This is a genomic window from Kitasatospora sp. NPDC004614, assembly GCF_042873675.1.
In the GTDB taxonomy this organism is placed as follows: domain Bacteria; phylum Actinomycetota; class Actinomycetes; order Streptomycetales; family Streptomycetaceae; genus Kitasatospora.
Map to the genome: position 1 here is coordinate 218,180 of NZ_JBIALR010000004.1, position 23,493 is coordinate 241,672.

The window sequence follows — 23,493 nt, forward strand, 5'->3', positions numbered from 1 at the left end:
CACCAGGCGCATCCGGCCTGCGTGGTGGCGTGCTACGCGCCGGTGCGGGCTGTGCGGCAGCGCCGCCGGGCATACGGTGACCCGCCCGGCGGTGTGCCCGGCGGGTCAGGGCTGTGCGGTGAGGCGGAAGCTCTGGGCGGCGGAGTTGTCGCAGGTGCGCTGGACGAGTTGGACGGAGTTGGTGGCCGCGGTGGTGGCGGCGGTGAGGCACTTGCCGCTGTGGCGGGCGACGAAGTGCTGGGCGCCGTTGGCCTCGGTGACGGGCCGCCACTGCTGGTTGGCGCCGCCGCCGTAGGTCCACAGCTGCAGGGGCGCGTTGTCGGCGGTGGAGACGCCGGTGACGTCGATGACCTGGTCGGGGTTGTTGCGGGCCGCGAGGCGGACGTAGCCGCTGTCGGTGGCGGTGGTGCGGAAGTGCTGGGCGGTGGTGCCGTTGCAGGTGTACTGCTGGATCGCGGTGCCGTTGGCGGTGGCGGCGGCGCGGGCGTCCACGCACAGGCCGTTGGCCTGCGAGGTGAGGGTGTACCAGGGGTCGGTCGTGGCCGGAGCCTTGCCCAGCCACTTCAGCGAGTCGATCAGCATCCGGTTCTGGGTGGCGGAGGCGAAGGTGGAGGAGGTGCGGGTGTTGGTGCTGTAGTTCATGGCGTTGTGGCCGAAGTTGGCGTACAGCATGCGGTACTGCGTGTTGGTCCAGATGATCGGGTAGTCGCCGCTGTACCAGGCCTGGTTGGGGTCGCTGCCGAGCGGGAAGCTGGACGGGTCGACCGAGGCCAGGACCTTGATGTTCGGGTTGGCCCGCAGGTTGTTCGACCAGGCGTACCACTCGCTGACGGCCGAGGTCCAGGTCGCCGGCAGCGACGCCGCGGCGGGGTGGGTGCCGTTCTCGGTGCGCAGGACGGCGGTGGTGGGGCCCCAGGTGTTGGAGCGGAAGTTCCCGCTGCCCAGGAACTGGTTGTAATACCAGTCCCAGCTCGAGGCGTCGGTGGTGAACGCTGAGACGTGGAAGCCGAGCCAGGCGCCACCGCCGCGCATGTACCGCTCGAAGCCGGCCCGCTGGGCGGCGCTCTGCGGGGCGTCGTCGAGGAACAGGACGACGTCGTAGGCGTCGACGCCGCCGTTGGCCAGCAGGTCCCAGTTCGTGGTCGCCGTGTAGGTGAAGTTGTGGGCAGCCGCGGCCTGGGGGAACCAGGCGTTGGCTTCCTTGTCGAAGTCGATGTGGGCGGCGTCCCAGGTGCCGCTGTAGAACGCGATCACCTTGAAGTCCGGTGCGGCGGCGCTCGCGTGAGCGGCGGGGGAGAGGACGCCGAGCAGGAGGGCGATCAGGGCGAGGACGGCTCGGGGGAGCCGCCGGGGGGTGGGTCGGCGGGGCATGGTGTCGCTCCTTCGGTGGGGGTGAGCCGCGGGAAGGGGACGTTCATGGCGTGGTGCCTGGGGGATGCGCCGGCGGTGGGGCCGCCTGTCGTGTGGGCGTGCGAAGCCATGGGGCGGGAGGGGCCGCCGGGGCCTGTCGGCGGGTTGGACGGGTACATCGGCGGGGCCTGGTCGTGCAGTGGGCGGATCGGCGGCGCGAGGGAGTTCCTGGTGCGGTGCCCGGATTCTGCGGTGGCCTTCGGGCTGGCTGTGGCGTGAACCTAAAAGGTCTGAACCAGTCACGTCAAGCCCTGTGGATTCGGTTCTTGAATGCTCAATGTGCTTTCAGGGCTTGGCCTTTGACATTTCATCAGCGTTGCCGTTAAGTCTTGACGCCGAGGTGTGGGCGCGGTTCACTCGGGGAGGCCGGTCCGGAACCGGCTCCGGCGTGGAAGTGATCGCAGAGCTGGGCCATGTGCGGCAGCATGAACGCCGCGGTCGCAGGACTTGTCCCCGGCGGCCGCGTCGGGACGGGTGCGGGGTCGGCCGACCGGCCCGCGGGCCCGAACCTTCCGCAGCACGGGGATGAACTGCGGGCTGTCGGCGGCCTGACCCTCGGTCAGAACGAACGCCGGTGGCGGGCACTTGCGCTCGCCGGCGACGTGGGCTCCGCTTGGCGGCTTCCGCGATCGCGCCCTCCAGCAGGGCCTCGAACACGCCCGCGTCCCGCCACTGCCGGAAGCGGTTGTGCACGGTCGACCAGGCGCCGAACTCGCTCGGCACCTCCCGCCGCTGCGCGCCCGTCCGGAACCGCCAGATCACGCCCTCGAACTGCCCCCGCAGCCGTTCCGGGTGCGGGCCGTACTCGCCGATCGGCAGGTGCGGCTCGATGAACTCCCACTCCGCACCCGTCAGTTGCGCTCGCGTCACGAAGCAGGGCGTAGCGTGGCGACGGTCTCCATCACCCGCGTTCGGGCAGTGGCGGGCGGGGAAAGGGCGGCGGCTCGCACCCGAAGGGGCGGGGCCGTGACCAGGTGAAGAGCCCCCGGACCGAGGGCCGCCCGCAGGACACCCGGTGCGGGGGCGGCGAGCCGGCCGACATTGCCACCGGCCGGATGCACATCGACCGGGTCGACGTCTCGCTGCCGGGCTCGCTGCCGCTGGAGTTCACCCGGAACTTCGAGTCGGGTCTGCTGACGGGCCGTTGGATGGGCCAGAGGTGGCGACGAGCACGGCGTCCCGCTCTGGACCACCTGAAGCTCACCGCCGCCACCGGCGCCGAGGCCCGGTTCGTCACCGAAGCCGTCGCCGGGACCGACGGGGCCCAGGTCCTCACCAGCACCGCGGCCGCCGCCGGCCTCTTCCCGGTCGAACGTCTCTATGCGACGGTTTCGGCCATGCCTCTCCCGGGCTGACAGGCCCGCTCGGCGATGCCGGCGGGGCCCGTACCCGTTCTCCTCGCCCATCGACCGCCGCAGGATCGCCAGCGGTTCGGCGCTCAACCGCCTGCCGTGCGCCGATTGTTCGGCTGATCCGATTTCGCCACTGTCCGCCCGGCGGTCCCGCGCCCATTGTGCGGAGGGCTCGGGACCGTCACCGGTGGCGGGAGGGTCAGCCGGTGGCCTTGGTGGCGAACTCGGTGGTGTAGGTCTTGGACAGGTCGACGGTGGACTCCTTGCCCTGGACGTCCGGGTGGAAGGCGGCCAGCACGGAGAGTACGGTCTCCGGGCCGCCGGGGGGCATCAGGCCGTCGGTGGTGAACATCGGCAGGGTGGCCTTGATCGCGGCCGCGTACTCGGCGGCGCCGCCTTGGGCGTAGTCGGCGGGCATCTGGGCGGCGATCTCCTCCGGGGTGTGGGTGTTCATCCACTTCAGGGTTTTCACGAAAGCGTTGGCGAGCTTCTGGACGGTGTCCTTGTTGCCGTTCACCCAGGCGGTGTTCATGTAGAGCGAGGAGGAGGGGTAGAGGCCGCCGAGCGCGGCCCGGGAGCCTTCGGGGGTGCGCATGTCGTACAGGACGGTGCCGAGTTGCTTGGACAGGATGTTCGCCACCGTCGGGTCGGTGGTCATGCCGGCGTCGATCGAGCCCTGCTGGAGCGCGGCGATGAAGGTCTGGCCGGCGCCGACCGCGATCGGGCTGAACTCGTTCGCGCTGACGCCGTTCTTGACGGCCAGGTACTTGGTGAGGAAGTCGGTGGAGGAGCCGATGCTGGTGACGCCGAGCTTGCGGCCCTTGAAGTCCGCGCCGGTCTTGATCGCGTCGGCCTGCTTGGCGGAGACCACCTCGACCTCGCCGGGGGCCTGGGCGAACTGGACGACCGATTCGACGCTCTTGCCCTTGGCCTGCAGGTCGATGGTGTGGTCGTAGAAGCCCACGGCGCCCTGTACGTCGCCGGCCAGCAGCGCGGTGGTGGCGTTCACGCCGGCCGGCTCGCTGAGCAGTTCGACGTTGACGCCGGCGTCGGCGAAGTAGCCGAGTCGCTGGGTCAGCATGGCGGGCAGGTAGATGACCTTGTCCAGGCCGCCGACCATGATCTTGACGGTGGGGCCGTCGACCTTCTTCCCCGCGGGGGCGGCGCCGTTGTGCGAGGTGGCGGCGTCGTTGGCACAGGCGGCCAGCGGCAGCAGGAGGACGGCGGCGAGGGCGGCGGCAGCGGTTCTGCGCATGGTGGGGGGAGCCTCTCGGGGTGAAGGGGGAACGGGTGGGGTGGGGTCAGCGGCCGTCGCCGGTGTCGGCCGGCTTCCAGCGGAACAGCCGCTTCTCGGCGAAGGTCAGCAGGCCCTCGGTCAGCAGCGCGACCACGGCCAGGATGGTCATCGCGGCGTACACGCCGGCCGCGTTGAAGGTGCCCTGGGCGGCGGCGACCATCAGGCCCAGACCCTTGGTGGCGCCGATGTACTCGCCGACGATCGCGCCGATCAGGGCGAAGCCGAAGCTGACGTGCAGGCTGGTGAAGATCCAGGTGGTGGCGGCGGGGATGACCACCTGCAGGGTGACCTTGCGGTTGTCGGCGCCCAGGATGCGGGCGTTGGCGACCAGGTTGCGGTCCACCTCGCGGGCGCCCTGGAAGGCGTTGAAGAACACCGGGAAGAACACCAGGACCACGGCGGAGGCGACCTTGGAGGCGGGGCCGAGGCCGAACCAGATCAGGAAGATCGGCGCCAGCACGATCCGCGGGATCGCGTTCAGCACCTTGACGTACGGGCCGAACACGTCGGCCAGGAAGCGGACGCGGCCCAGCGCGATGCCCAGCAGCACACCGCCGGCCACGCCCAGTACCCAGCCGGTCAGCGCCTCGTACAGGGTGTAGCCGATCTGCTCGCCGAGCGAGCCCTGCGCGGTGCCGTGGGTGATCCACTGCCAGATCTGGTCCCAGATCCTCGACGGCTGGGAGAAGTTGAACGGGTCGATCACCCCCGTGCGGGAGCAGACCTCCCACAGGCCGAGGAAGGCGGCCAGCACGGTGGCCCGGGCCCCGTACACGCCCAATTTGCGGTTGCGGGCGGCCCGTTCACGGATCTCGGTGCGGGTGGCCGCGGGCGCGGCAGGGGCGGGGGCGGTCTCAAGCGGCACGACCCGCTCCTCTCTCACGGGTGATGCGGACCTCTTCGCCCAGCGAGGCCCAGATCTCGCGGTACAGCTCGACGAAGCGCGGCTCCAGGCGGACGGCCTCGACGGTGCGCGGGCGCGGCAGGTCGACGGTGAAGACCTCCTTGACGGTGGCGGGGCCGGCGGTCATCACGACCACCCGGTCGGCCAGCGCGATCGCCTCGTCCAGGTCGTGGGTGACGAAGACCACCGAGGAGCCGGTGCCCGCCCACAGCTCCAGCAACTGGTCGGACATCAGCGCCCGGGTCTGCACGTCGAGTGCGGAGAACGGCTCGTCCATCAGCAGGATCCGCGGGTCGTTGACGAAGGTCTGGGCCAGCGCGACGCGCTTGCGCATGCCGCCGGAGAGCTGGTGCGGGTAGCGGTCCTCGAACGCCGACAGGCCCACCCGGGCCAGCCAGTCGCGGGCCTTCTCCCGGGCCTGCTCGGCCGGGACGCCGCGGAAGCGGGGACCGGCCATGACGTTGGAGAGCACCGTGCGCCACGGGAAGACGGCGTCCTGCTGGAAGACGAAGCCGACGTGCCCGTTGATGCCGGACACCGGCTCGCCGTACACCCGCACCTCGCCCTCGGTGGGTTCCTCCAGGCCGCTGACCAGGGTCAGCGTGGTGGACTTGCCACAGCCGGTCGGGCCGACGACGGCGACGAACTCGCCCGGGGCGACGGTCAGGTCGAGCTCCCGGACGGCGGTGTGCAGGGTGCCGGACGGCGTCCGAAAGCGTTTGGTCGCCCCGGTCAACTCGATCGCCGGGACGGCCCCGGCCTTGTGCGGGTCCACGTGAACCACCTACCTCCTCGGCCGGCTCCCTCGCCGGCCCGCTGCTGTGGACCGGGACGCTACGAGCAGCGGGAGCGGCGCGGGAGCCTTGCGGGCGTATCGCGGCTTTGCGGCGTTGAGGGGTGTTGTGCTCGTTTTGCTTCCGCTACAACAACGGGGGCGGGGGCTGACAGAAACACCCCGGAAACATAAGGTGACCTGCACCCTCGCCCCGCCGCGCCGGAAGGAGACCGCGATGAGGCGCCCCCACTGGCCCCGCCGGGTCTTCGCCCAGCTCCTGCTCGCCCAGACGGTCGTGACCGTCGGCGTCAGCGCCCTGACCGCCGGGCTGTTCCTCGCCCCGGTCAGCCGCGAACTCGACCGCGCGGCCATGCAGCGGGCGCTGGCCATCGCCCAGGTCACCGCCACCGACCCGAACGTCGCCGCAGCCGCGGCCGCCCGCGACTCGGACACCGCCCAGGACGTCGCCGAACGGGTGCGGCGCTCCACCGGAGCCGAGTTCGTCGTCATCACCGACACCGCGGGCATCCGGCTCTCGCACACCGACCCGACCCGGATCGGCCTGCGGGTCTCCACCGACCCCGAACCCGCGCTGCGCGGCGAGAGCGTCACCGCGATCCAGGACGGCACCCTGGGGCGCACCGCCCGCGGCAAGGTGCCGCTGCGGCTGGCCGACGGCCGGATCGTCGGCGAGGTGTCGGTCGGCCTCAGCGACGACTCGATCCGTGGCCAGCTGCTGTCGATGGTCGGCGGCATCCTGCTGTGCGCGGGCGCGGGCCTGGTCGTCGGCCTCGCGGCCACGCTGGTGCTCGCCCGGCGTTTGAAGCGCCGCACCCACAACATCGCGGTCGCCGACATCGCCGCCCTGCTGATCGAGCGCGAGGCGATGCTGCACGGCATTCGCGAGGGCATGCTGGCGCTCGACGCGTCCGGCCGGATCCGCCTGGCCAACGACGAGGCGCTGCGCCTGCTTGCGCTGCCGGCCGACTGCGCCGGGCGCACCGTCGACGAGGTCCTGCCGCCGGGCCGGCTCGCGGACGCGCTGACCGGGCGGATCGAGGGCGCCGACCTGCCGGCCGTCCGCGACGAACGGGTGCTGGTCGTCAACCGGACCGCCCCCGCCGACGGCGGCGCCGTTATCACCCTCCGCGACCGCACCGAACTGGAGTACCTGGTGAGGGAGTTGGACCACACCCGGGGGCTGACCGAGGCTCTGCGGGCGCAGGACCACGAGCACGCCAACCGGATGCACACCCTGCTCGGGCTGCTCGAACTCGGCCGACACGACCAGGCCGCCGCGTTCATCTCCGAGCAGTCCGGCTCGCACGCCGCGCTCGCCGCCCGGATCGGCGCACAGGTCCAGGACCCGCACCTGGCCGCCCTGCTGGCGGGCAAGGCCGCCGTCGCCGCCGAACGCGGCATCCGGCTGACCGTCACCTCCGACAGCCACCTGCCCGACGCCGCCGTCGACGCCCGGACCCTGGTCACCGTGGTCGGCAACCTGGTCGACAACGCCTTGGACGCGGTGCCGGGCGGCGCCGTCGAGGTGCGGCTGCGCGCCGTCGGCCCCACCGTGCTGGCCGAGGTCGCCGACAGCGGCCCCGGCGTCCCGGCGCACCTGCGCGAGCGGATCTTCGAGGAGGGCTGGACCAGCAAGGGCGCCCCCGCGCACCGCCCCCGCGGCCTCGGCCTGGCCCTGGTACGCCGCCTGGTCGAACGCTCCGGCGGGCGACTCGCCGTCGGCACCGGAGCGCTCGGCGGGGCCCGCTTCACCGTCGAACTGCCCGAGGCCCTGCACACCGTGGAGAACGCATGATCGACGTCCTCGTGGTCGACGACGACTTCCGGGTCGCGGACGTGCACGCCGCGTACGTCGCGAAGATCCCGGGGTTCCGGGTCACCGGGACCGCGCACAGCGCCGGCCAGGCACTGGCCGTCCTCGAACGCGCCCCCGTCGACCTGGTGCTGCTCGACCACCACCTGCCCGACGAAAGCGGCCTGGCCCTGGTCCGACGCCTGCGTGAAGCCGGCATCCGCTGCGACGTCATGATGGTCACCGCCGCCCGCGACGTCTCCACCGTCCACGAGGCGATGCAACACGGCGCCCTGCAGTACCTGGTCAAGCCATTCAGCTTCGCCGGCCTGCGCGACAAACTCACCGCCTACGCCGACCTGCGCCACGCCCTGGCCGGACCCGCCGCCCGGGAGACCTCCCAGGACGAGGTCGACCGGATGTTCGCCGCCCTGCGTACCGCGGCCTCTCCGGCCACCGCCCTGCCCAAGGGCCACAGCGCGCCCACCACCGACCTCGTCCTCGGGGCCCTGCGCGACGCCGGGCAGCCACTGTCCGCCCAGCAGGTCGCCGACGCCACCGGCCTGTCGCGCTCCACCGCCCAGCGCTACCTCAAGCACCTGGCCCGCGACCGCCGACTGCGCCTGTCCCTCCGCTACGGGGACACCGGCCGCCCCGAGCACGAATACCTGCTCGCGGGCCGCTGAGGCCGACCAAAGGCTGTCCCGTGACTGATGGCCCGCCAGGTCTCCCGCTGCTCCGCCCTGCATCTCGGCGGCGCCCCGGACGGTCGGGCGTACTGCCGGCGCACGACCTGGTGGGCACGGTGGTCTGTGCCATGGACCGCGCCGTCGTGAACACCGTGCTGGTCGCCGGGAACGCGGTCAAGCGGCACGGGCAGCTGCTCCACCCGAGCTGCCGGGCCGAGGAGCTGCGGCTCACCGGTTGAGCCCGCAGCTCACCTGCGGACGAGCACGCCCTCCTCGACGGCGGCCAGCGCGTCCCGCAGCACGCGGTTCAGCAGTTCCGCCTCGGGCTCCCGCACTCACGCTCCGGTCAGCACTCCTGCGGCGCACCCGGCGTAGCGGGCGGGTTGCGGTCCACAGCCGCCGCAGTGGCAACCGGGCCTGGGAGCGGGAGCGCTCGAAGGTGCTCACCGGCAGGCGTTCGATGTGGTTGCGGGAGCGGGTGCCCCGGTCGCGCACGGCCGCGCCGGGACGGGATGCGCAGCGGTTGAACGAGGCGGAGGAGGCGCGTCACCGCGCCTGTGCGCTGGAGGCGCGGGGCCGGCCGGTGCGGGCATGCCTACAGTGGAGCCATGACCGATCGGCGCCCCACATCGGCGTTCCACACGGCCAACACCGACCCGGCGGTCACGGACCGGCTGATCGCCGCGCTGGACGCCCAGGCCGCCAACCCGGGCGTGCGTCGGCTGCGTGCCTGGGCCCGCGCGGGCCTCGCCGCAATGCCGGGCGAGCGGGCGGTGGACATCGGCTCCGGCACCGGCTCGGAGACCCAGGTACTTGCCGAGGACGTCGGCCCGGACGGCTCCGCGATCGGCGTGGAACCCCACCCGGGCCTGCGCGCCGAGGCGGAACGGCGCGCGGCGGAGGCCGGCAGCCGCGCCCGCTTCGTGGACGGTGACGCGCTCGCCCTGTCGCTGCCCGACGCGGGTTTGGACGCCGTCCGGTGCGAGCGCGTCCTCCAGCACCTGTCCGAACCGGCGCGGGCCGTCACCGAGATCGCCCGGGTTCTGCGCCCGGGCGGCAGGGTCGCGCTGCTCGACACCGACTGGTCCACTTTCGTGCTCCACCCCGTCGACCCGGCGGTCCTGCCCGCGCTGGCCACCATCGCCCAGGGCACCGCCGCCACCTTCGACGCCGGACGCCGTCTCACCCAGTGGCTCACCGACGCGGGCCTGACCGTCGACCGCACCGGCGCCGACGTCCTCCTGCACGACCCGCGCACTGTCAGCCTGCCGATCGTGCAGGGCCTCGCCACCGCCGCCCTGGACCGGGGTCTGATCTCCGAGGAACAGCGCGACCGGCTGTACGCCGACCTCACCGCCGCCGCCGACCGGGGCGCCTTTCACCTGTCGGTGACGATGTTCGCCGCCGTGGGTCACCGCCCCGGCTGAGCACGCGGACACGGTCGCGACCTGATCGGGGGATCACCCGACCGGCCGGATCGCAGAGCGTGCCCGGGCACTCCGCAGGGGAGTGCCCGGGGCTGTTTCCGAGGCTGTTTCGTTATCGGGTGGGCTTGATTTCGCGGGGCTTCCACTCGTCCGAGAGGAGGCCGAGGACGGCCTGGTCCGCGTACCCGCCGTACGCCCAGGCGGCGCGCCGCAGGGTTCCCTCCAGGACGAATCCGGCGCGGGCCGCGGCGGCGAGCATCGGGGTGTTGTCGGTGAGGGTCTCGAGTTGGAGGCGCTGGAAGCCGCGGACGAGGAATCCGTACTCGCACAGGGTGTGCACGATGTCGACGGCCAGGCCGCGGCCGCGGAACGCGGGGCGCAGGGCGAGGCCGAGATGAGCCGTCCGGCTGTGGGTGTCGATGCCCCAGAGCAGGGCCTCGCCGGCCAGTTCCTGCGACTCCAGCTCGACGACGGAGAAGCAGGCCGCCTCGTCGGACGGCCCGGGCACCACGAACGGGGAGTGGCCCGACGCGGCGGAGATGGGCTGCCAGGGGCGGGAGTCGGCGCGTGACCGGGTGGCCACGTCCTCGTACAGCTCGGAGTGCAGGACCGGGATGTCGCTGTCGTGTCGGGCGCGCAGCCCGATCAATTCGCCTTGAATCACGGGCAATTGGTATCGGCACGGGCGGCAGGTGATCAACTGACTTACGCCTGCTGTTATGGCGGCCATGCGACGGCCTCGGGGGCGGTCAGCGTTCGCTGTCGAGCTGGGCCATGAACGGGGCGGCGTAGCGGCTGCCGGCGGCGGAGTCGGCGGGGACGGCCCGTTCGATGGCGGTGAGGTCGGCGGCGGTCAGGTCGAGGGTGTCGGCGGCCAGGGCCTCGGCGAGGCGGTCGCGGCGGCGGGCGCCGACCAGGGGGACGACGTCCTTGCCCTGGGCGGCGACCCAGGCGATGGCGACCTGGGCGACGGTGGCGCCCTTGGTGTCGGCGACGGCGCGCAGGGCCTCGACCAGGGCCAGGTTGTGGTCGAGGTTCTCGCCCTGGAAGCGCGGGCTGAAGCCGCGGAAGTCGCGCTCGCCGAGCTCGCGCTGCCGGCTCCAGTGGCCGGAGAGCAGGCCGCGGGAGAGCACACCGTAGGCGGTGATGCCGATGCCGAGCTCGCGGGCGGTCGGCAGGATCTCGGCCTCGATGCCGCGGGAGAGCAGCGAGTACTCGATCTGCAGGTCGGCGATCGGGTGCACGGCGTGGGCGCGGCGCAGCGTCTCGGCGCCGACCTCGGACAGGCCGATGTGGCGGACCAGTCCGGCCCGCACCATCTCGGCGATCGCGCCGACGGTCTCCTCGATCGGGACGGCCGGGTCGAGCCGGGCCGGGCGGTAGATGTCGATGTGGTCGGTGCCGAGGCGGCGCAGCGAGTAGGCCAGCGAGGTCTTCACGGCGGCCGGGCGGGCGTCCACGCCGAGCGGGGCGCCGAACGCGTCGCGCAGGGCGCCGAACTTGACGCTGATCACGGCGCTGTCGCGGTCGCGCCCGCGCAGGGCGTCGCGCAGCAGCATCTCGTTGTGGCCCATGCCGTAGAAGTCGCCGGTGTCCAGCAGCGTGATGCCGGCGTCGAGCGCGGCGTGGACGGTGGCGACGGATTCGGTGTCGTCGGCGGCGCCGTAGGCGTCCGACATGCCCATCAGGCCGAGTCCGAGGGCGGAGACGACCGGGCCGTCGGTGCCGAGGGTGCGCGTGTCCATGAGAGGTTCCCCGTTCGCTCGGTATCCATGCTAACGAGAGGACCGTAGCACTGATAATCCATCGCTAACAAGATTCCGGTAACGTTGCTCCGCATGAGCAGCGCCGACACCCCCACCGACCCCCGCGAACGCATCCTCGCCGCCGCCGCCGAACTCCTCGCCCAGGGCGGCAGCGAGGCCATGTCCACACGCGCCGTCGGCGCCGCCGCCGGCGTGCAGGCGCCGACCCTCTACCGGCTGTTCGGCGACAAGCAGGGCCTGCTGGACGCCGTGGTGAACTACGGCTTCGCCCGCTACCTCGCCGAGAAGGCCTCCCGCACGCCCGGCCCCGACCCGGTCGACGACCTGCGCCGCGGTTGGGACCTGCATGTCGGATTCGGCCTCGCCCAGCCCGCCTTCTACACGCTGATGTACAATGCCGCCCGCCCCGGCGAGGCCGTCGAGGCCGCCGAACGGGCCGGCCGGATGCTCACCGCGATGCTGGAACGCGTCGCCCGCGACGGCCGGCTGCGCCTGCCCGTGCCGATGGCCGCGCAGATGCTCCGCGCCGCCGCCCTCGGCGTCACCCTGACGCTGATCGCCGAACCGCCCGCCACCCGCGACGTCGCGCTGTCCGTCCGCACCCGTGAGACCGTCCTCGCCGCCATCACCTGCGCCCCGGCCCCCGCTCCCGAGCAGCTCACTCCCGCCGCCCTCGCCATCGCCCTGGACGCGACCCTGCCCGAGCAGCCGGACCGGTTCACGGCGGCCGAGACGGCGCTGCTGCGCGAGTGGCTGAACCGCTTGATGGACGAGGCCGACTGACCGTTCAGGGCCCGGGGTTGAGGGCCAGCATGATCAGGGCGGTCAGCTCCTGGCGGCGGCTCACCCCGGTCTTGGTGAAGACCGACTTGAGGTGGTCCTGGACGGTGTACGGGGCCATCGCCAGGCGCTGCGCGACCTCGCGGGTGTCGGCGCCGCGGATCAGCAGCAGCGCCACGTCCTGCTCGCGCGCCGTGAGGCCGTAGGCGGCCAGGTGCAGCGGGATGACGTGCGCGGGGGAGGCGGGGGTGGCGACCACGGTGACCTCGTCGGCGGCCGAACCGCCGTCGCGGGCGTCGCGGGCCGGTGAGGCGTGCAGCAGGTACCAGTGGCCGTCGTGGGTGCGGATCCGGACCGGGATCTGCGGCGTCGGCAGGCCGTGCGCGGCGCGGCGGGCGTGCTCGGCGGCCATCGCGATCGCGGTCGGCACGTCGAGCGAGGTGGGGGAGGGGTCGGCGACCCGGGAGAGCAGTTCCTCCGCCGGGCCGGACAGTGTGCGCGGCCGGTTGTGCCGGTCGAGCAGCAGCACGGCGGGGGTGGGGTCGGCGGGCCCCGGACCGGTCGGCGGGAGGTGGCTGGTGCGCAGCGCCTGGCCGAGCAACCGGGCTGCGGTGTCGGCGAGTTCGCGCTGCCGCGCCGGGTACGGGCCGCGGTCGGCGGCGCGCATGAAGGCGGCGCAGCCCCACATGCCGCCCGCCGCGTCGAACACCGCGCGCAGCTCGTCGCCGAAGCCGTACCGGGAGATCTGCTCGCGGAAGCGGATGCTGTTCTGCGGCGCGCCGCGGCTGGCCCGGCTGAGCGTCTCGGCCTGCACCCCGCTGCTGCGGATCTTCGGGAAGGTGGCGAGGTCGTCCGCCCACACCTCCAGGTGCACCGCGTCCTCGAACTGGCCGAGGTTGAGGTCGTCGCTCTGCACCGAGTTGACCAGCCCGGTGGCCGGGTCGGTCGTGTGCCAGCAGACCGCGTCGAACTCCAGTACGGGGCGCAGGAGTTCATCGGCGTGGCGGAACAGCTGACTGGTGGTCAGGCGCTGCGCGGTGAGTTCCCGCAGGCCTTCGATCGCCGCGCGCGCGGCGGCGCGCTGCGGTCCGCGTAATCCCATGGGCGGACGCTAGCATCTGTGTTCGGGCTGTGGCGACGGTGTGTGCGCAGCTGATCACTGTGCGACGGTGGCGGTGCGGGCCACCGGCTCACCCGGCCGGGGCGTCGAGGGTGAACAGCAGGTCGGCGCGCGGCGCGAGGACCTGGTCGAGGGCGAGCAGGACGCCGGCCGAGCCGGTCCACAGTTCGGTGCTGTACCGCAGCAGGCCCATGCCGAGGAAGCGCACCGTCCCGTCGTGCGGCACCGCGTGCTTGTACAGCCCGCGGGAGGCCCGGACGGCCCCGGCGCGGGAGCGCTCGTCACCGGTCAGCAGGGCGTGCTCGGCGAGGACGAACGCGAACCCGGCGGCACCGTTGTACAGGGCGGGCAGCGCGGTGTGGGTGCCGTGCAGCGGGGCGAGCAGGCGCGGCACGGCGGCGGCCAGCCGTTCGTCGGCGACGGTGCGCAGGTACCGGGCGGCGACGTGGGCCAGGCCCGCCGAGCCGCAGTCCAGGTACGGCATGGCGCGCCGGTCCTCGGCGGAGACCGGGAACAGCAGGCCCGGCGCGTCCGGGTCGGTGGCCCGGTCGAGTTCGGCGTGCAGCAGTGCCAGGCCCCTCGGCAGCAGTGAGGTGTCGCCGGTGACCCGGGCGAACTGCTGGTGGGCCAGGGCCAGTCCGGCGCGCCCGTGCAGCAGGCCGGTGGCGTCGTCAGGGCCGAGCCGGGGCGACAGGTCCGCCCCGGCCGGCTGGGCGGTCAGCAGGGCGTGCGCGCGCTCGGCGTGGTGTGCGTCGCCGGTGCGGCGGTACAGCGCGAGGTGGCCCATCGCCAGGCCGGCCGCGCCGCCGGACAGGGTGGCGCTCCGCCCGGTCAGCGGGTGCGCGTCGGCGGTGTCCAGCAGGCTCCGGGCCTCGTCCAGCAGGCCGTGCTCGGCCAGCACCCAGGCGATCCCGGCCAGGCCGACGTAGAGCCCGGGCGCGAGCTCCGGGCCGGCGGCGAGGGCGTCGCGGCGCAGCCGCTCCAGCGCGCCCTCGGGGGCGGCGATGCCGCAGCGGTGCAGCGCGTGCAGCACGCCGGCCGCACCGTAGAGCACGCACAGGGTGTTGGCGGTGTACCCCTGCGGGACGGTCGGGAAGGTCCGCGCCGGGTGCGCCGGGTCGGCGGCGGCGAGCAGCCCGGCAGCGGTGGCGTCGCGCAGCTCGGCGAGGTGGCGCAGCGGGTCGGCGGCGACCTCCTCCGGCGAGGGCAGCGCCGGGTTCTCGCTCGGCGGGTGGTAGCGGGTGGCGCGCTTCCACAGCACCTCGCTGATCGGGGCGCTCCCGGTCAGGTCGTGGTGGAAGTGGGTGAGCGAGTCGGGCGTGCGGCCGGGGGTGTTCGGCAGGCAGCCCAGCAGCAGCATCGCCAGGCCGCTGACGCCGAAGTCGTCGTGGGCGGTGCGGCCGTCCCGCTCCACGACGTGCCGCGGCGCGACGTACCCGGGCGTGCCCATCCGGCCGGGGGTGTCGCCGGGGCCGCAGGCGGTCTCGAAGTCGATCAGCCTGATGCCGTCGTCGGGCGTCACCAGCACGTTGGCCGGGCTGACGTCCACGAACGTCCAGCCGAGGGCGTGCAGGCGTTCCATCGCGGCCTCGATCGCGGCGAGGATCCGCTCGCACCGCGCGTAGTAGGCAGCGAACTCCTCGGCGGTGCTGCCGGTCTTCAGCCCGGGGTGGCTGGTCGGCGGGATCCGGTTCAGCGCCTTGCCCCCGACGAACTCGGTGACCATGAACTCGTGCCCACCCGCCCGGAATTGAGCGATCGGCTCCGGCGCCAGGCCGGGCGCGAGAGCGTGCAGGGCGGTCAGCGTCCGCCACTCCCGGTGCAGCCGGGAGACCGCGTCGTCCTCGCCCTCGCCCAGACCGTGGAACGGGCGGGCCTCCTTGACGAACACCTTCCGGCCGGTGGCGACCTCCACCCCCTGGTAGGCGCCGCCGCCGCTCGAGTGGACGATCGCGTCCCCGACCGAGAAGCCGCGCAGCACCACCGGCCCCTCGGGGCGGGCCGGGACCGGGCGCACCGCGAACGGGTCGGTCATGCCGTCCGGCAGCTGGAACGAGGCACCGCGCCGGTCCGGCACCTCCTCGCCGCCGGCACCGCGGGTCAGCAGGGTGCGGGTGCCGTCCGCGTCCAGCCGCTCGCGCGTCCGGTACGCCCCGTACCGGTACTGGACGGTCTCGCTGCCCGGGAAACGGCGGTCCGTCAGGATCAGCGGCCCCTGCTCGCCGTCCAGCGCCTCCCGCAGCGCCTCCATCAGACGGCGGGAGGCGGCGGTGTCCGCCGGGTACGCGGCGATGAACTTGCCGCTCTGCGGCCGGGACGCGTGCTTGCGGTGGATCCACCAGTACCAGTGGTCGGTGGCGAGATGCTTGAACGCGACGTCCTGCGCGAAACAGATCTCCGCGACGGTGTCCAGCACGGCGGCCGCGCGTGACCGGCGCGCGGAGACGTGCACCTTCCAGCCGTCCGCGGGCAGCGCGGGCATCCCCTCCCGGTGCCACATCGTCCACACCCCGCTCGCCACCCCCAGCCAGCCCTCGGCGGGCCGGCCCGGCGTGAACGGGTCGCCCTTCGGCGCGGCGGTGTCCAGCGGCGCGTAGTACTCCCGGTCCGCGACGGTGAACTCCGCCGGCGCCTCGGCCATGAACGTCTCCTGTCGGGTGATGGCGGGAGCTAGTGCCGCGTCAGGCAGCCATTGCCCGTCAAGGAGCGGCGTCCGGTGCGTGCTATCGGCGTGCCGGACGGAAGCCCTCGTACTGGATGTACTTGGGTTTTCGACCGGTGCGGCGAGAGTGCGTGCCTGGGGGTACCTCCCAGCCCCCCAAGGGCTGGGGGCGCGTCGCGACGGGGCGAAGGTTGCCTGACGCGGCACTAGAACACCATTTCGGTGGTCGGCGGCCAGCAGTTGTGGCAGGCGGTGTCGTGGGCCTCGACGTCGTCGCCGGTGTCGGCGGTGGCGGTCTCCTGGAGGGAGAGGACGGTCTCGGTCTCGGCGGCGTCGTTGTCAGGGGTGCGGTCGGTGCTCATCGCGGTCTCCCGTGTTCGGATGGGGGTGGATCGGTCAGGCCTGGGGGAGGTGGGTGGCGGTGAAGCTGGTGAGGTCGCCGGTCTGGACGCTGAACGCGGCGTGGGCCCGGACGTCGTCGTCCGCGACGCCGGGCGCTTCCTGGAGGACGCGGACGGCCTCGGCCTCGGCGGCGCTGTCGTCGGTGCTCACGGGCCCTACAGCGTCTCGGTCACGATGATGGTGTTGCAGGCCACGCTGAGGACGCTGAAGACGTGGCCCTCGACGTCCTCGGCCTCGGCGGCGGGTGCCTGCTGGAGGGAGCGGACGGCTTCCGCCTCGGCGGCGGCGTCCTCGGGAATGCGGTCGGTGCTCATATTGGCCTCCGGAGGCTAGGCGACCGTGATGGTCATGGTCTCGGGGGAGCAGAACACGCTCTGGACCAGGCCGTGGGCCTCGATGTCGTCGGCGGTGGCGGTCTCCTGGAGGGAGAGGACGGCCTCGGACTCGGTGGCGCTGTCCTCGGGGGTGCGGTCGTCGGTGCCCATCGCGGTCTCCTCGTCACTCGGATGGCTCAACTGCCTTGGCGGAAAGGGTAGTTGGCGCCGCTTCAGGGCCGGTTCAGGGCCGGTACATCACCAGTCGGCGCGGTCGCCGATCAGCCGCTGCACCTCGGCGAGCAGTCGTACCGCCCGGTCGCGGTCGCCCGCGGCGAGTGCCGGAGCCGGGCCGTCGACGGCGACCCGCAGGGCCACCGCGGCCTGGCGGGCGAACAGGGCGAGCAGGTCGAGTTCCGGGAGGCAGGCCCGGGTGGGGCCGGGGGCCGGGTCCAGCACCTCCAGGACGCCCAGGACGCGGTCGCCGTGAATGAGCGGGGCGGCCATCAGGGCGTCGGGGACGTAGCCGGTGGACTCGGCGACCTCCTGGTCGAAGGACGTGCTGCGGCGCAGGTCGTCGACGATCATCGGCTCGCCCGAACCGGCCACCCAGCCGGCGATGCCCTGGCCGGCGGGGAAGCGGCGGCCGATCAGGAACTCCTGCCCCTGGCCGGACACCGCCTGGAAGACCAGCTCGAAGGACTGGTGGTCGAGCAGCAGGATCGAACCGGCCTGGGCGCCGAAGATGGCGCGGGCCACATCGACCACCGACTGCAGGAGTTCCGCCACCACGGGATCGGTCGACGGCGCGGCGGGGGCGGTTGACTGGGTCATCTCGACCACGGTCCCTTTCTCACGACGTGCGGCCCGGCGCTCACCGGGTGCCGCCGACATGGACGTTCGCTGCGGACAGGTACAGGGCGTGCTTCAGCTGGAACGGCGTCAGCCTGGGCCGCTCGGACAGGATCCGGGCGCACAGGCCCGCGACGAACGGCGTCGCGAAGCTGTTGCCACTGCTGCGCAAGGTGGCGCCGCCGAGCCAGGCCACCTCGACGTTGACGCCGGGGCCGAAGAACTCCACCGGCGGCTCGGGGTTGTACAGGTGCAGATCGGGGTCGTCCTCCCGGTGGCTGCCCACCGAGATCACCGACGAGAACCGCCACGGGAAGCTCTCCACCTGGGCGTTGTGAGCGGACGCGACGATCGTGCTGCGCCCGAAGTACGCCTCGTCGGCCAGCACGTGCAGGTCCTCCAGGTACCGGGTGCGGGTGGTCGACAGGCTCAGGTTGATCACGTCGAAGCCCTGCCGGATCGCCCACCGCAGCCCCGCCAGCAGCACGTCGCCGCTGCCGGTGAAGCGCTCGCCGAGCACCCGGACGCTGTGGATCTCGCAGTCCGGCGCGGCCCGCCGGACGATGCTCGCGCAGGCCGTGCCGTGGCCGGAGACGTCGCCCGGGTCGTCCGCGCCGAGCGCCTCGACCCGGATCGTCCCGGCCTCGTCCTTGCGCACCACGTGCGCGCCCGCCACCGGGCCGACCAGCGGATGGGACCCGTCCACGCCGGAGTCGACCACGCAGACCCGCACGCCCCGCCCGGAACCCCCGACCAGCGTGCCCGCCGCGGGCCGCTCGGGCAGCGCGTCCGCCTCCGTCCGGACGTCCTCGGGGGTCCGGCCGGCGAGGCGCCAGGTCAGGCCGCGCGGGGGCACGGCGTGGGGCACGGTCGTCATCACGAAACTGCCTCTCTGCGGGGATGGTGGCCGGCCAGGGCCTCGGCGAGCCGCACGCCCGGGCCGTGCCCCTTGGCCGCGAATCGGCCGCCGGCCGCGGCGGCGGACAGCAGACGCTGCTGGTCCAGGCCGAGCAGCGCGGCGGTACGGGCCAGGTCGGCGGCGGCCAGGCCCTGCAGGATCGGCGAATCCGTCCGGCCGGCCACCTCGACCGCGCCGCGGGCCAGCCGCAGCGCGGGCACCCGGTCGCCGCCGGCGGCCGCCAGCCGGGCCCGCAGACCGTCGCGCTCCGCCAGCGTCGCGAACGACAACCGGCCGCCGGCGCGGGCCCGCTCCTCCTCCAGCGCGGCCAGCGCGGCCCCGGCGGCCCGGCGCTCGTCCAGGTCCAGGTGCAGGCGTGCCATGTCGAGCAGCGCACCGCTCAGCAGCGCGCCCCCGCCCAGCTCCCGGGCGGCCGCGGCCGTCGCCGCCAGCAACTCCAGCGCCTCCCTCGGCCGACCACCGAGCGCCGCCACCGTCGCGCCGAACAGCGGCAGGAACGCCGCCGCCTCCGCGTACCCCAGCCGCTCGGCGTGGTGCGAGGCCTCCGCCAGGCAGGCCGCCGCCCCCGCCCGGTCGTCGCCGAGCGCCAGCAGCACCGCCAGCGGACAGTTCAGCGTCACCCGCACCGCCCGCCGCCCCCGGCCCTGTGCGGCCAGCAGGTCCTGGCAGCGCTTTATCGCGGTGGCGGCCGGCACCGGACCGCGCCACAGCGACACCCCGATCGCACCCAGCGCCGACGCCCGCTCCTGCTCGCCGTCCGAACGCTCGGCATGCCGCAGCGCCCGCGCCAGCAACCGGGTCGCCGCCGCGTGCCGCCCGTCGATCTGCTCCTGCTGCGCCAGTCGCAGACAGGCCCGCGCCTGACCCAACTGGTCGCCCGCCCGCTGGAACACCGGCAGGGTCTCCCGGGCCACCGGCGCGGGCGCCCGCTGCTGGCCGACGGCCGCCAGGCTGAGCCGCGCGTGCGCCGCCTCCACCGGATCGTCCGCACTCGCACCGACCTCGGCGAGCAGCACCCGGCCCGGCTCGATCCGGCCCAGCGCGAGTAGCGCCTCGCCCAGCCGGCGGGCCGCCGGAAGCCGCCCGTCCTCGCCCGGGTGCAGCAGCGCGGTCGCCCTGGTCAGCAGCTCCACCGCCCAGCCCGGGTCGGTCCGGGCCGCCGCCCGGGCACCCGCCTCGGCCAGCGCGGCCGCCGCGCCCCGCCGCAGCGCGTCCGTGCGCTCGCCGTGCAGACCCAGCTCGGCCCGGTACCGGTGCGCGCGCTCCAGATGGCCGCCGACCACCGCCGGGCCACCCGCCCGCACCGAACGCAGCGCGGCCGCCCGCTCGTGCCGCTCGGCCCGGCCCTGCTTGGACAGGCACTCGTACGCGACCTCCTGCACCACACCGCTGGCGAACCGGAACGACGCGCCGTCCGCCACCACCAGCCGGTGCCGCCCCAGCCGCCGCAGCGCCGCCGACAGATCGGGACCGGCGGTGTCCAGCGCCGCCAACTCATCGGCGGCGAACTCGCGGCCCAGCACGCACGCCAGATCGACCGCCCGCCGCTCGGCCGGGTCCAACGCGTCCAGCCGGGCTCCGATCAGCGTCTGCAGGGTCAGCGGAACCCCGTCGCCGCTCCCGCTCCTGTTCGCCGGGGCCGCGAGCAGCTGTTCCAGATGCAGCGGATTGCCGCCCGCCCGCTCCAGCAGGTGTGCGGGCGCCGCCCCGCCCAGCGCCCCGGCCAACTGCCGCGCCTCCCGGTCGGACAGCGCACCGAGCGTCAGCACCCGGTGCGGACCGGCCGGGCCGGCGTCCAGCAGCTCGGGCCGGCCCAGCACCGCCACCAGCACCGGGGCGTCCGCGAGTGCCGCCACCACCCGGTCCAGCAGGTCGAGCAGCAACGCGGCCGCCCAGTGCGCGTCGTCGATCACCAGCACCAGCGGCGCGCGCCCCGCCAGCGCGCCCAGCAGCTCGACCAGCGCCGCGCCGGTGTCCTCCGGCGACGGCGTCGGCGTGCCGTCCGCGAGCAGGCCCTGCGCCAGCACCTCCAGGCCGGGCAGCTGCCGGTGGTCGGGGGCCTTGGCCAGCAGCGCGGTGACGGCGTCCGCCAGCGGCTGAAGGCCCGCCTGCTCGCCCGGCGGGCGGCACCGGCCCGCACCGAACCGGCCGGAGTTGCTCGAGAGTTCGAGCCAGTGCCGGAGCAGCCGGGTCTTGCCCTGACCAGGCTCGCCGCCCAGCACCAGCAGGCGGGCCGTTCGCTCGGTGGCTGTGCGTTCGAACTCCGTGTCCAGCAGCGCCAGTTCGGCTTCGCGGCCGACGAACGGCAGGTCGAGGCGCTCCGGCGCCCTGAGCTCCAGCCCGAGCAGCCGGTGCGCCGTCACCTCCTGCTCCTTGCCCTTGAGCCGCAGCGGCCCGACCTCGACCGCCCGCACCCCCTCGCCCGCGGCCCGCAGGGTGTCCGGACCGATCAGCACCTCGCCCGGCCCGGCGTTCTGCTCCAGCCGCGCCGCGACGTTCACCACCTCGCCGGACACCAGCGCCTGCCGCGCCGACGCGTCCGAACCCGTCACCACCCGGCCCGTGTTGACGCCGATCCGGACCGTCAGCCGTAGACCCAACTCGGCGTGCAGCTCCTCGTTGAGCGCCCGCAGCGCCGCCAGCATCCCGAGCGCCGCGGCCAGCCCCCGCCGGGCGTCGTCCTCGCGCACCGACGGCACGCCGAACACCGCCATCACGGCATCCCCGATGAACTTCTCCACCGTGCCGCCGTGCTCCTCGATCGCCGCCCGCATCGCGTCGAAGTAGCGCAGCGTCACCCCGCGCAGCGCCTCCGGATCGAGCGTCCCCGACAGCGCCGTCGAACCGACCAGGTCGCAGAACAGCACCGTGACGATCTTGCGGCCGGCCGTCTCCGGACCCCGGGCGTCGGCGCGCGGAGTCCCGCACGCCGCGCAGAACCGGGCCTCCACCGGCAGCGGACGGTGGCAGCCCGGGCAGCGCCCGCCCGCCGGATCCGGGCCGAACACGTCAGAAGAGAGCACCGCCCGCCACCTCCGCATGCCCCTGGACCTCCGGCCCGGCCTCCTCCAGCCGGCCCCGCAGATCGGTCAGCAGGCCGAGCTCCTGCTCGGTGAGCGAACGCAGCACCGCGTGCTGCTCCTCGGTGAGGCCGCTCAGGTCGAAACCGGCGGCAGCCAGGGCCGCCAGGGCCGGGTCGGTGCGGTCAGTCATTGCTGTCCTCCTGGATCCGCGGCGAGCTGGTGGAAGAGCCGGGCGAGGATGCCCGCGGTGTGCAGGGCGCTGACGGCGACCTCGGTCTGCTGCGCAGCTGTCAACTCGAGCCGGTCGAGCTGACGTCGGACCTCGGCGAGATGCCCCGCGTCGAGCGCCGCGTGCTCGCGCACCGTCCGGAATGCGGCTTCCGGCAGCCCCGTCCGGGTGGCCAGCACCCCCGCCAGGGCGGGCGACGGGGCATGGCCCTCCAGCACCGCGAGATAGCCGAGCAGCGCGGCCGGATGGCGGTGCTCGATCCGGTAGTACTGCGCGCCCGCCAGCTCCACCACCAGCGGCGGCGGCAACGGCGGTTCCTGCTGCTCCCCGGCCGCCACCAGATCCGCCAACAGCCAGGCGTCGTGCCCCCGTTCCTCCTCCGCGTGGACCGCGAAGTACGCCGCCAACCGCGGCGCCCACTCCTCGTCCAGCCGCGCACAGGCCGCCGCGGCGCGCTCCAGCAGCGGGACGGAGGCGACGGTCAGCGCGTGCATCGCCCACAGGTAGTCGATGTAGCGGCCCGTCAGATCGCCTTCCGGTCGCCACAGTCGGGAGCTCGCCCGATGCAGCGCGGGCGCGACCAGCGCCAGCCGGGCGTCCAGTGCGCGGGAGGCCGGGACGCTCACACCGGGCTCCCGGGCCGCACCAGATGCGCGTACGGCGCGCAGCCGTAGCGGCGCAGCAGGGCCGCCGGGCCCTGGGCGCGCAGGCGGGCGGCGGAGAGCTGGTCCAGCAGCCGGCCGGCCGCGCCGGCCGCGGCGGCGTCGTCCGGGCCCGGCGCCGCCGGGAGGGCGCGGCAGCCGGCGCAGTAGCCGCCCTCGGCGGGGTCGGCGCCGCTGCGGGCACGCAACTGGTCCGGCCCGAGGGTGCGGATCAGCCGCAGCCGCGGCGAGTCCAGGGTGCGGCGGCGGACGGTCGGCCAGTCGTCCTCCGCGATGTGCCCGAGCCGCAGGTGCGGCGGGACGGGCCGCAGGTCCACCGTCCGCTGGTTGCAGCAGGCGAGCACCGTCCCGTCGGGCGCGACGGTCGGCCACGCCGCCATCGCGCACGGCCCGCCCGGCCCCGCCACCGTCCGGCCGCTGGTGGCGCGGCCGACCGCGCGCACCTCGTTGACCAGCATCGGCACCCGATCGCCGAACTCCTTGATCACCGCGGCCGTCGCCTCCGCCAGGTACGGGTCGTCCGGGCCGCTACCCGTCAGGTGCAGGCTGACGGCCACCCCCGCGTCCAGCACCCGCGCCAGCACCCGGAACACGTCCGCACGCGAAACCTCGCGCTCGTGCGGGGCGTCCAGGCTGGCCGAGAAGTGGTCGAGCGCCGTGATCGTCCGCAGGATCGGCGCCGGGATCCGACCGGCGTCGCGCGCGAAGAACAACCCGCTCAGCAACGAGACCCGCGCCCCGGTGTGCTGCGCCGCACGCGTCAGCTCGTACGCCAGCCCCGGCAGCAGCAGCGGCTCACCGCCGGTCAGCAGCACCACCTCCGGGCGCTGCTCCGGCGTGAACGACCTTACGAACCGCAGGAGTTGAACGCGCCGTGTACCGTCCGGATGCTCGGCCGAGTCCATCGAGGAGGCCGTCGAACAGTGCGCACAACTCAACGGGCACCGCCGGGTCAGAGCAACCAACAACCCGGCGGCCGGCTCCGGACGCAGACCGAGGACCTCCGACAGCTCCACGTCCGTCCCTCCCCTCCGAGCGAGTGTCACCAGGACTGTGGGGGGCGCCGGTTGCGGGCCGGTACAGGGCCGCATAAGGGG

General features: G+C 74.0%; 23 protein-coding genes and 1 pseudogene. 5 read left to right on the forward strand and 19 right to left on the reverse strand.

The genetic code is table 11. From position 1 onward, the window contains the following. Nucleotides 1–105: 105 nt before the first annotated feature. Nucleotides 106–1,371 carry a ThuA domain-containing protein gene (locus ACFYST_RS13170; RefSeq protein WP_387861763.1) on the reverse strand — a complete coding sequence of 422 codons (1,266 nt, stop codon included), beginning with the start codon at nt 1,369–1,371 and terminating at the stop codon, nt 106–108. 395 nt (nt 1,372–1,766) lie between these two features. Then, a pseudogene (locus ACFYST_RS13175) lies at nt 1,767–2,280 on the reverse strand (transposase); the annotation flags it as partial. 104 nt (nt 2,281–2,384) lie between these two features. Here ACFYST_RS13175 and ACFYST_RS13180 point away from each other — a divergent pair. Continuing rightward, nucleotides 2,385–2,765 carry a DUF6531 domain-containing protein gene (locus ACFYST_RS13180; RefSeq protein ID WP_387861764.1) on the forward strand — a complete coding sequence of 127 codons (381 nt, stop codon included), beginning with the start codon at nt 2,385–2,387 and terminating at the stop codon, nt 2,763–2,765. Nucleotides 2,766–2,961: 196 nt separating this feature from the next. On the opposite strand, the gene ACFYST_RS13185 is transcribed toward ACFYST_RS13180, so the two are convergent. The 3 genes from ACFYST_RS13185 to ACFYST_RS13195 are packed head-to-tail and all read right to left on the reverse strand — an operon-like array spanning nt 2,962 to nt 5,738. Next, nucleotides 2,962–4,017 (reverse strand): ABC transporter substrate-binding protein, encoded by a 1,056-nt coding sequence (locus ACFYST_RS13185; protein ID WP_387861766.1) that lies wholly within the window; start codon nt 4,015–4,017, stop codon nt 2,962–2,964. A gap of 46 nt (nt 4,018–4,063) precedes the next feature. Continuing rightward, on the reverse strand, nt 4,064–4,924 hold the full coding sequence (locus ACFYST_RS13190; RefSeq protein ID WP_387642802.1) for an ABC transporter permease: 861 nt from the start codon (nt 4,922–4,924) through the stop codon (nt 4,064–4,066). Next, nucleotides 4,914–5,738, reverse strand: a complete 825-nt coding sequence (locus tag ACFYST_RS13195; protein ID WP_387861768.1) for an ABC transporter ATP-binding protein — start codon at nt 5,736–5,738, stop codon at nt 4,914–4,916. Before ACFYST_RS13195 ends, ACFYST_RS13190 begins: the two co-directional genes overlap by 11 nt. Before the next feature lie 235 nt (nt 5,739–5,973). Between ACFYST_RS13195 and ACFYST_RS13200 the strand changes: the two genes are divergently transcribed. The 3 genes from ACFYST_RS13200 (at nt 5,974) to ACFYST_RS13210 (ending at nt 9,667) form a co-directional block, all read left to right on the forward strand. Then, nucleotides 5,974–7,554 (forward strand): ATP-binding protein, encoded by a 1,581-nt coding sequence (locus ACFYST_RS13200; RefSeq protein WP_387861769.1) that lies wholly within the window; start codon nt 5,974–5,976, stop codon nt 7,552–7,554. Continuing rightward, nucleotides 7,551–8,237: a response regulator gene (locus ACFYST_RS13205; protein WP_387861771.1), complete on the forward strand. Its 687-nt coding sequence runs from the start codon at nt 7,551–7,553 to the stop codon at nt 8,235–8,237. The genes ACFYST_RS13200 and ACFYST_RS13205 overlap by 4 nt, the downstream gene beginning before the upstream one ends. 611 nt (nt 8,238–8,848) lie before the next feature. After that, nucleotides 8,849–9,667 carry a methyltransferase domain-containing protein gene (locus tag ACFYST_RS13210; RefSeq protein ID WP_387861772.1) on the forward strand — a complete coding sequence of 273 codons (819 nt, stop codon included), beginning with the start codon at nt 8,849–8,851 and terminating at the stop codon, nt 9,665–9,667. A 112-nt stretch (nt 9,668–9,779) separates the two neighbouring features. Here ACFYST_RS13210 and ACFYST_RS13215 read toward each other — a convergent pair whose 3' ends face one another. Both ACFYST_RS13215 and ACFYST_RS13220 read right to left on the reverse strand, forming a co-directional pair. After that, nucleotides 9,780–10,331 carry a GNAT family N-acetyltransferase gene (locus ACFYST_RS13215; RefSeq protein WP_387642797.1) on the reverse strand — a complete coding sequence of 184 codons (552 nt, stop codon included), beginning with the start codon at nt 10,329–10,331 and terminating at the stop codon, nt 9,780–9,782. A gap of 85 nt (nt 10,332–10,416) precedes the next feature. Further along, entirely contained in the window at nt 10,417–11,412 is a 996-nt protein-coding gene (locus ACFYST_RS13220) for an aldo/keto reductase (RefSeq protein WP_387861773.1), read from the reverse strand. Nucleotides 11,413–11,505: 93 nt separating this feature from the next. On the opposite strand from ACFYST_RS13220, the gene ACFYST_RS13225 reads away from it, so the two are divergent. Further along, nucleotides 11,506–12,216: a TetR/AcrR family transcriptional regulator gene (locus tag ACFYST_RS13225; RefSeq protein WP_387861775.1), complete on the forward strand. Its 711-nt coding sequence runs from the start codon at nt 11,506–11,508 to the stop codon at nt 12,214–12,216. Nucleotides 12,217–12,220: 4 nt separating this feature from the next. On the opposite strand, the gene ACFYST_RS13230 is transcribed toward ACFYST_RS13225, so the two are convergent. From ACFYST_RS13230 to ACFYST_RS13285, 12 genes are all read right to left on the reverse strand, one after another. Further along, nucleotides 12,221–13,315, reverse strand: coding sequence for a helix-turn-helix transcriptional regulator (locus tag ACFYST_RS13230; RefSeq protein WP_387861777.1), 1,095 nt, complete (start codon nt 13,313–13,315; stop codon nt 12,221–12,223). 88 nt (nt 13,316–13,403) lie between these two features. Next, nucleotides 13,404–15,974 carry a class III lanthionine synthetase LanKC gene (lanKC, locus tag ACFYST_RS13235; RefSeq protein WP_387861779.1) on the reverse strand — a complete coding sequence of 857 codons (2,571 nt, stop codon included), beginning with the start codon at nt 15,972–15,974 and terminating at the stop codon, nt 13,404–13,406. A gap of 227 nt (nt 15,975–16,201) precedes the next feature. Beyond that, complete coding sequence (locus ACFYST_RS13240; protein ID WP_387861781.1) at nt 16,202–16,357, reverse strand: hypothetical protein; 156 nt, start codon at nt 16,355–16,357, stop codon at nt 16,202–16,204. Nucleotides 16,358–16,391: 34 nt separating this feature from the next. Beyond that, nucleotides 16,392–16,547 (reverse strand): hypothetical protein, encoded by a 156-nt coding sequence (locus ACFYST_RS13245; protein ID WP_387642791.1) that lies wholly within the window; start codon nt 16,545–16,547, stop codon nt 16,392–16,394. 5 nt (nt 16,548–16,552) lie between these two features. Then, nucleotides 16,553–16,711, reverse strand: a complete 159-nt coding sequence (locus ACFYST_RS13250; RefSeq protein ID WP_387642790.1) for a hypothetical protein — start codon at nt 16,709–16,711, stop codon at nt 16,553–16,555. Nucleotides 16,712–16,726: 15 nt separating this feature from the next. Next, nucleotides 16,727–16,912, reverse strand: coding sequence for a hypothetical protein (locus ACFYST_RS13255; protein ID WP_387861783.1), 186 nt, complete (start codon nt 16,910–16,912; stop codon nt 16,727–16,729). Nucleotides 16,913–16,969: 57 nt separating this feature from the next. Beyond that, complete coding sequence (locus tag ACFYST_RS13260) at nt 16,970–17,545, reverse strand: GAF domain-containing protein (RefSeq protein WP_387642788.1); 576 nt, start codon at nt 17,543–17,545, stop codon at nt 16,970–16,972. Nucleotides 17,546–17,585: 40 nt separating this feature from the next. Further along, a complete protein-coding gene (locus ACFYST_RS13265) occupies nt 17,586–18,440 on the reverse strand; it encodes a S8 family serine peptidase (RefSeq protein WP_387642787.1) in 855 nt (284 codons plus the stop codon). After that, nucleotides 18,440–21,505 carry an adenylate/guanylate cyclase domain-containing protein gene (locus ACFYST_RS13270; protein WP_387861785.1) on the reverse strand — a complete coding sequence of 1,022 codons (3,066 nt, stop codon included), beginning with the start codon at nt 21,503–21,505 and terminating at the stop codon, nt 18,440–18,442. The genes ACFYST_RS13265 and ACFYST_RS13270 overlap by 1 nt, the downstream gene beginning before the upstream one ends. Then, on the reverse strand, nt 21,492–21,695 hold the full coding sequence (locus ACFYST_RS13275) for an aroma-sacti cluster domain-containing protein (protein ID WP_387642785.1): 204 nt from the start codon (nt 21,693–21,695) through the stop codon (nt 21,492–21,494). The genes ACFYST_RS13270 and ACFYST_RS13275 overlap by 14 nt, the downstream gene beginning before the upstream one ends. After that, entirely contained in the window at nt 21,692–22,360 is a 669-nt protein-coding gene (locus ACFYST_RS13280; protein WP_387861787.1) for an iron-containing redox enzyme family protein, read from the reverse strand. Before ACFYST_RS13280 ends, ACFYST_RS13275 begins: the two co-directional genes overlap by 4 nt. Beyond that, complete coding sequence (locus ACFYST_RS13285; protein ID WP_387861789.1) at nt 22,357–23,442, reverse strand: radical SAM/SPASM domain-containing protein; 1,086 nt, start codon at nt 23,440–23,442, stop codon at nt 22,357–22,359. The genes ACFYST_RS13280 and ACFYST_RS13285 overlap by 4 nt, the downstream gene beginning before the upstream one ends. Nucleotides 23,443–23,493 lie beyond the last annotated feature (51 nt).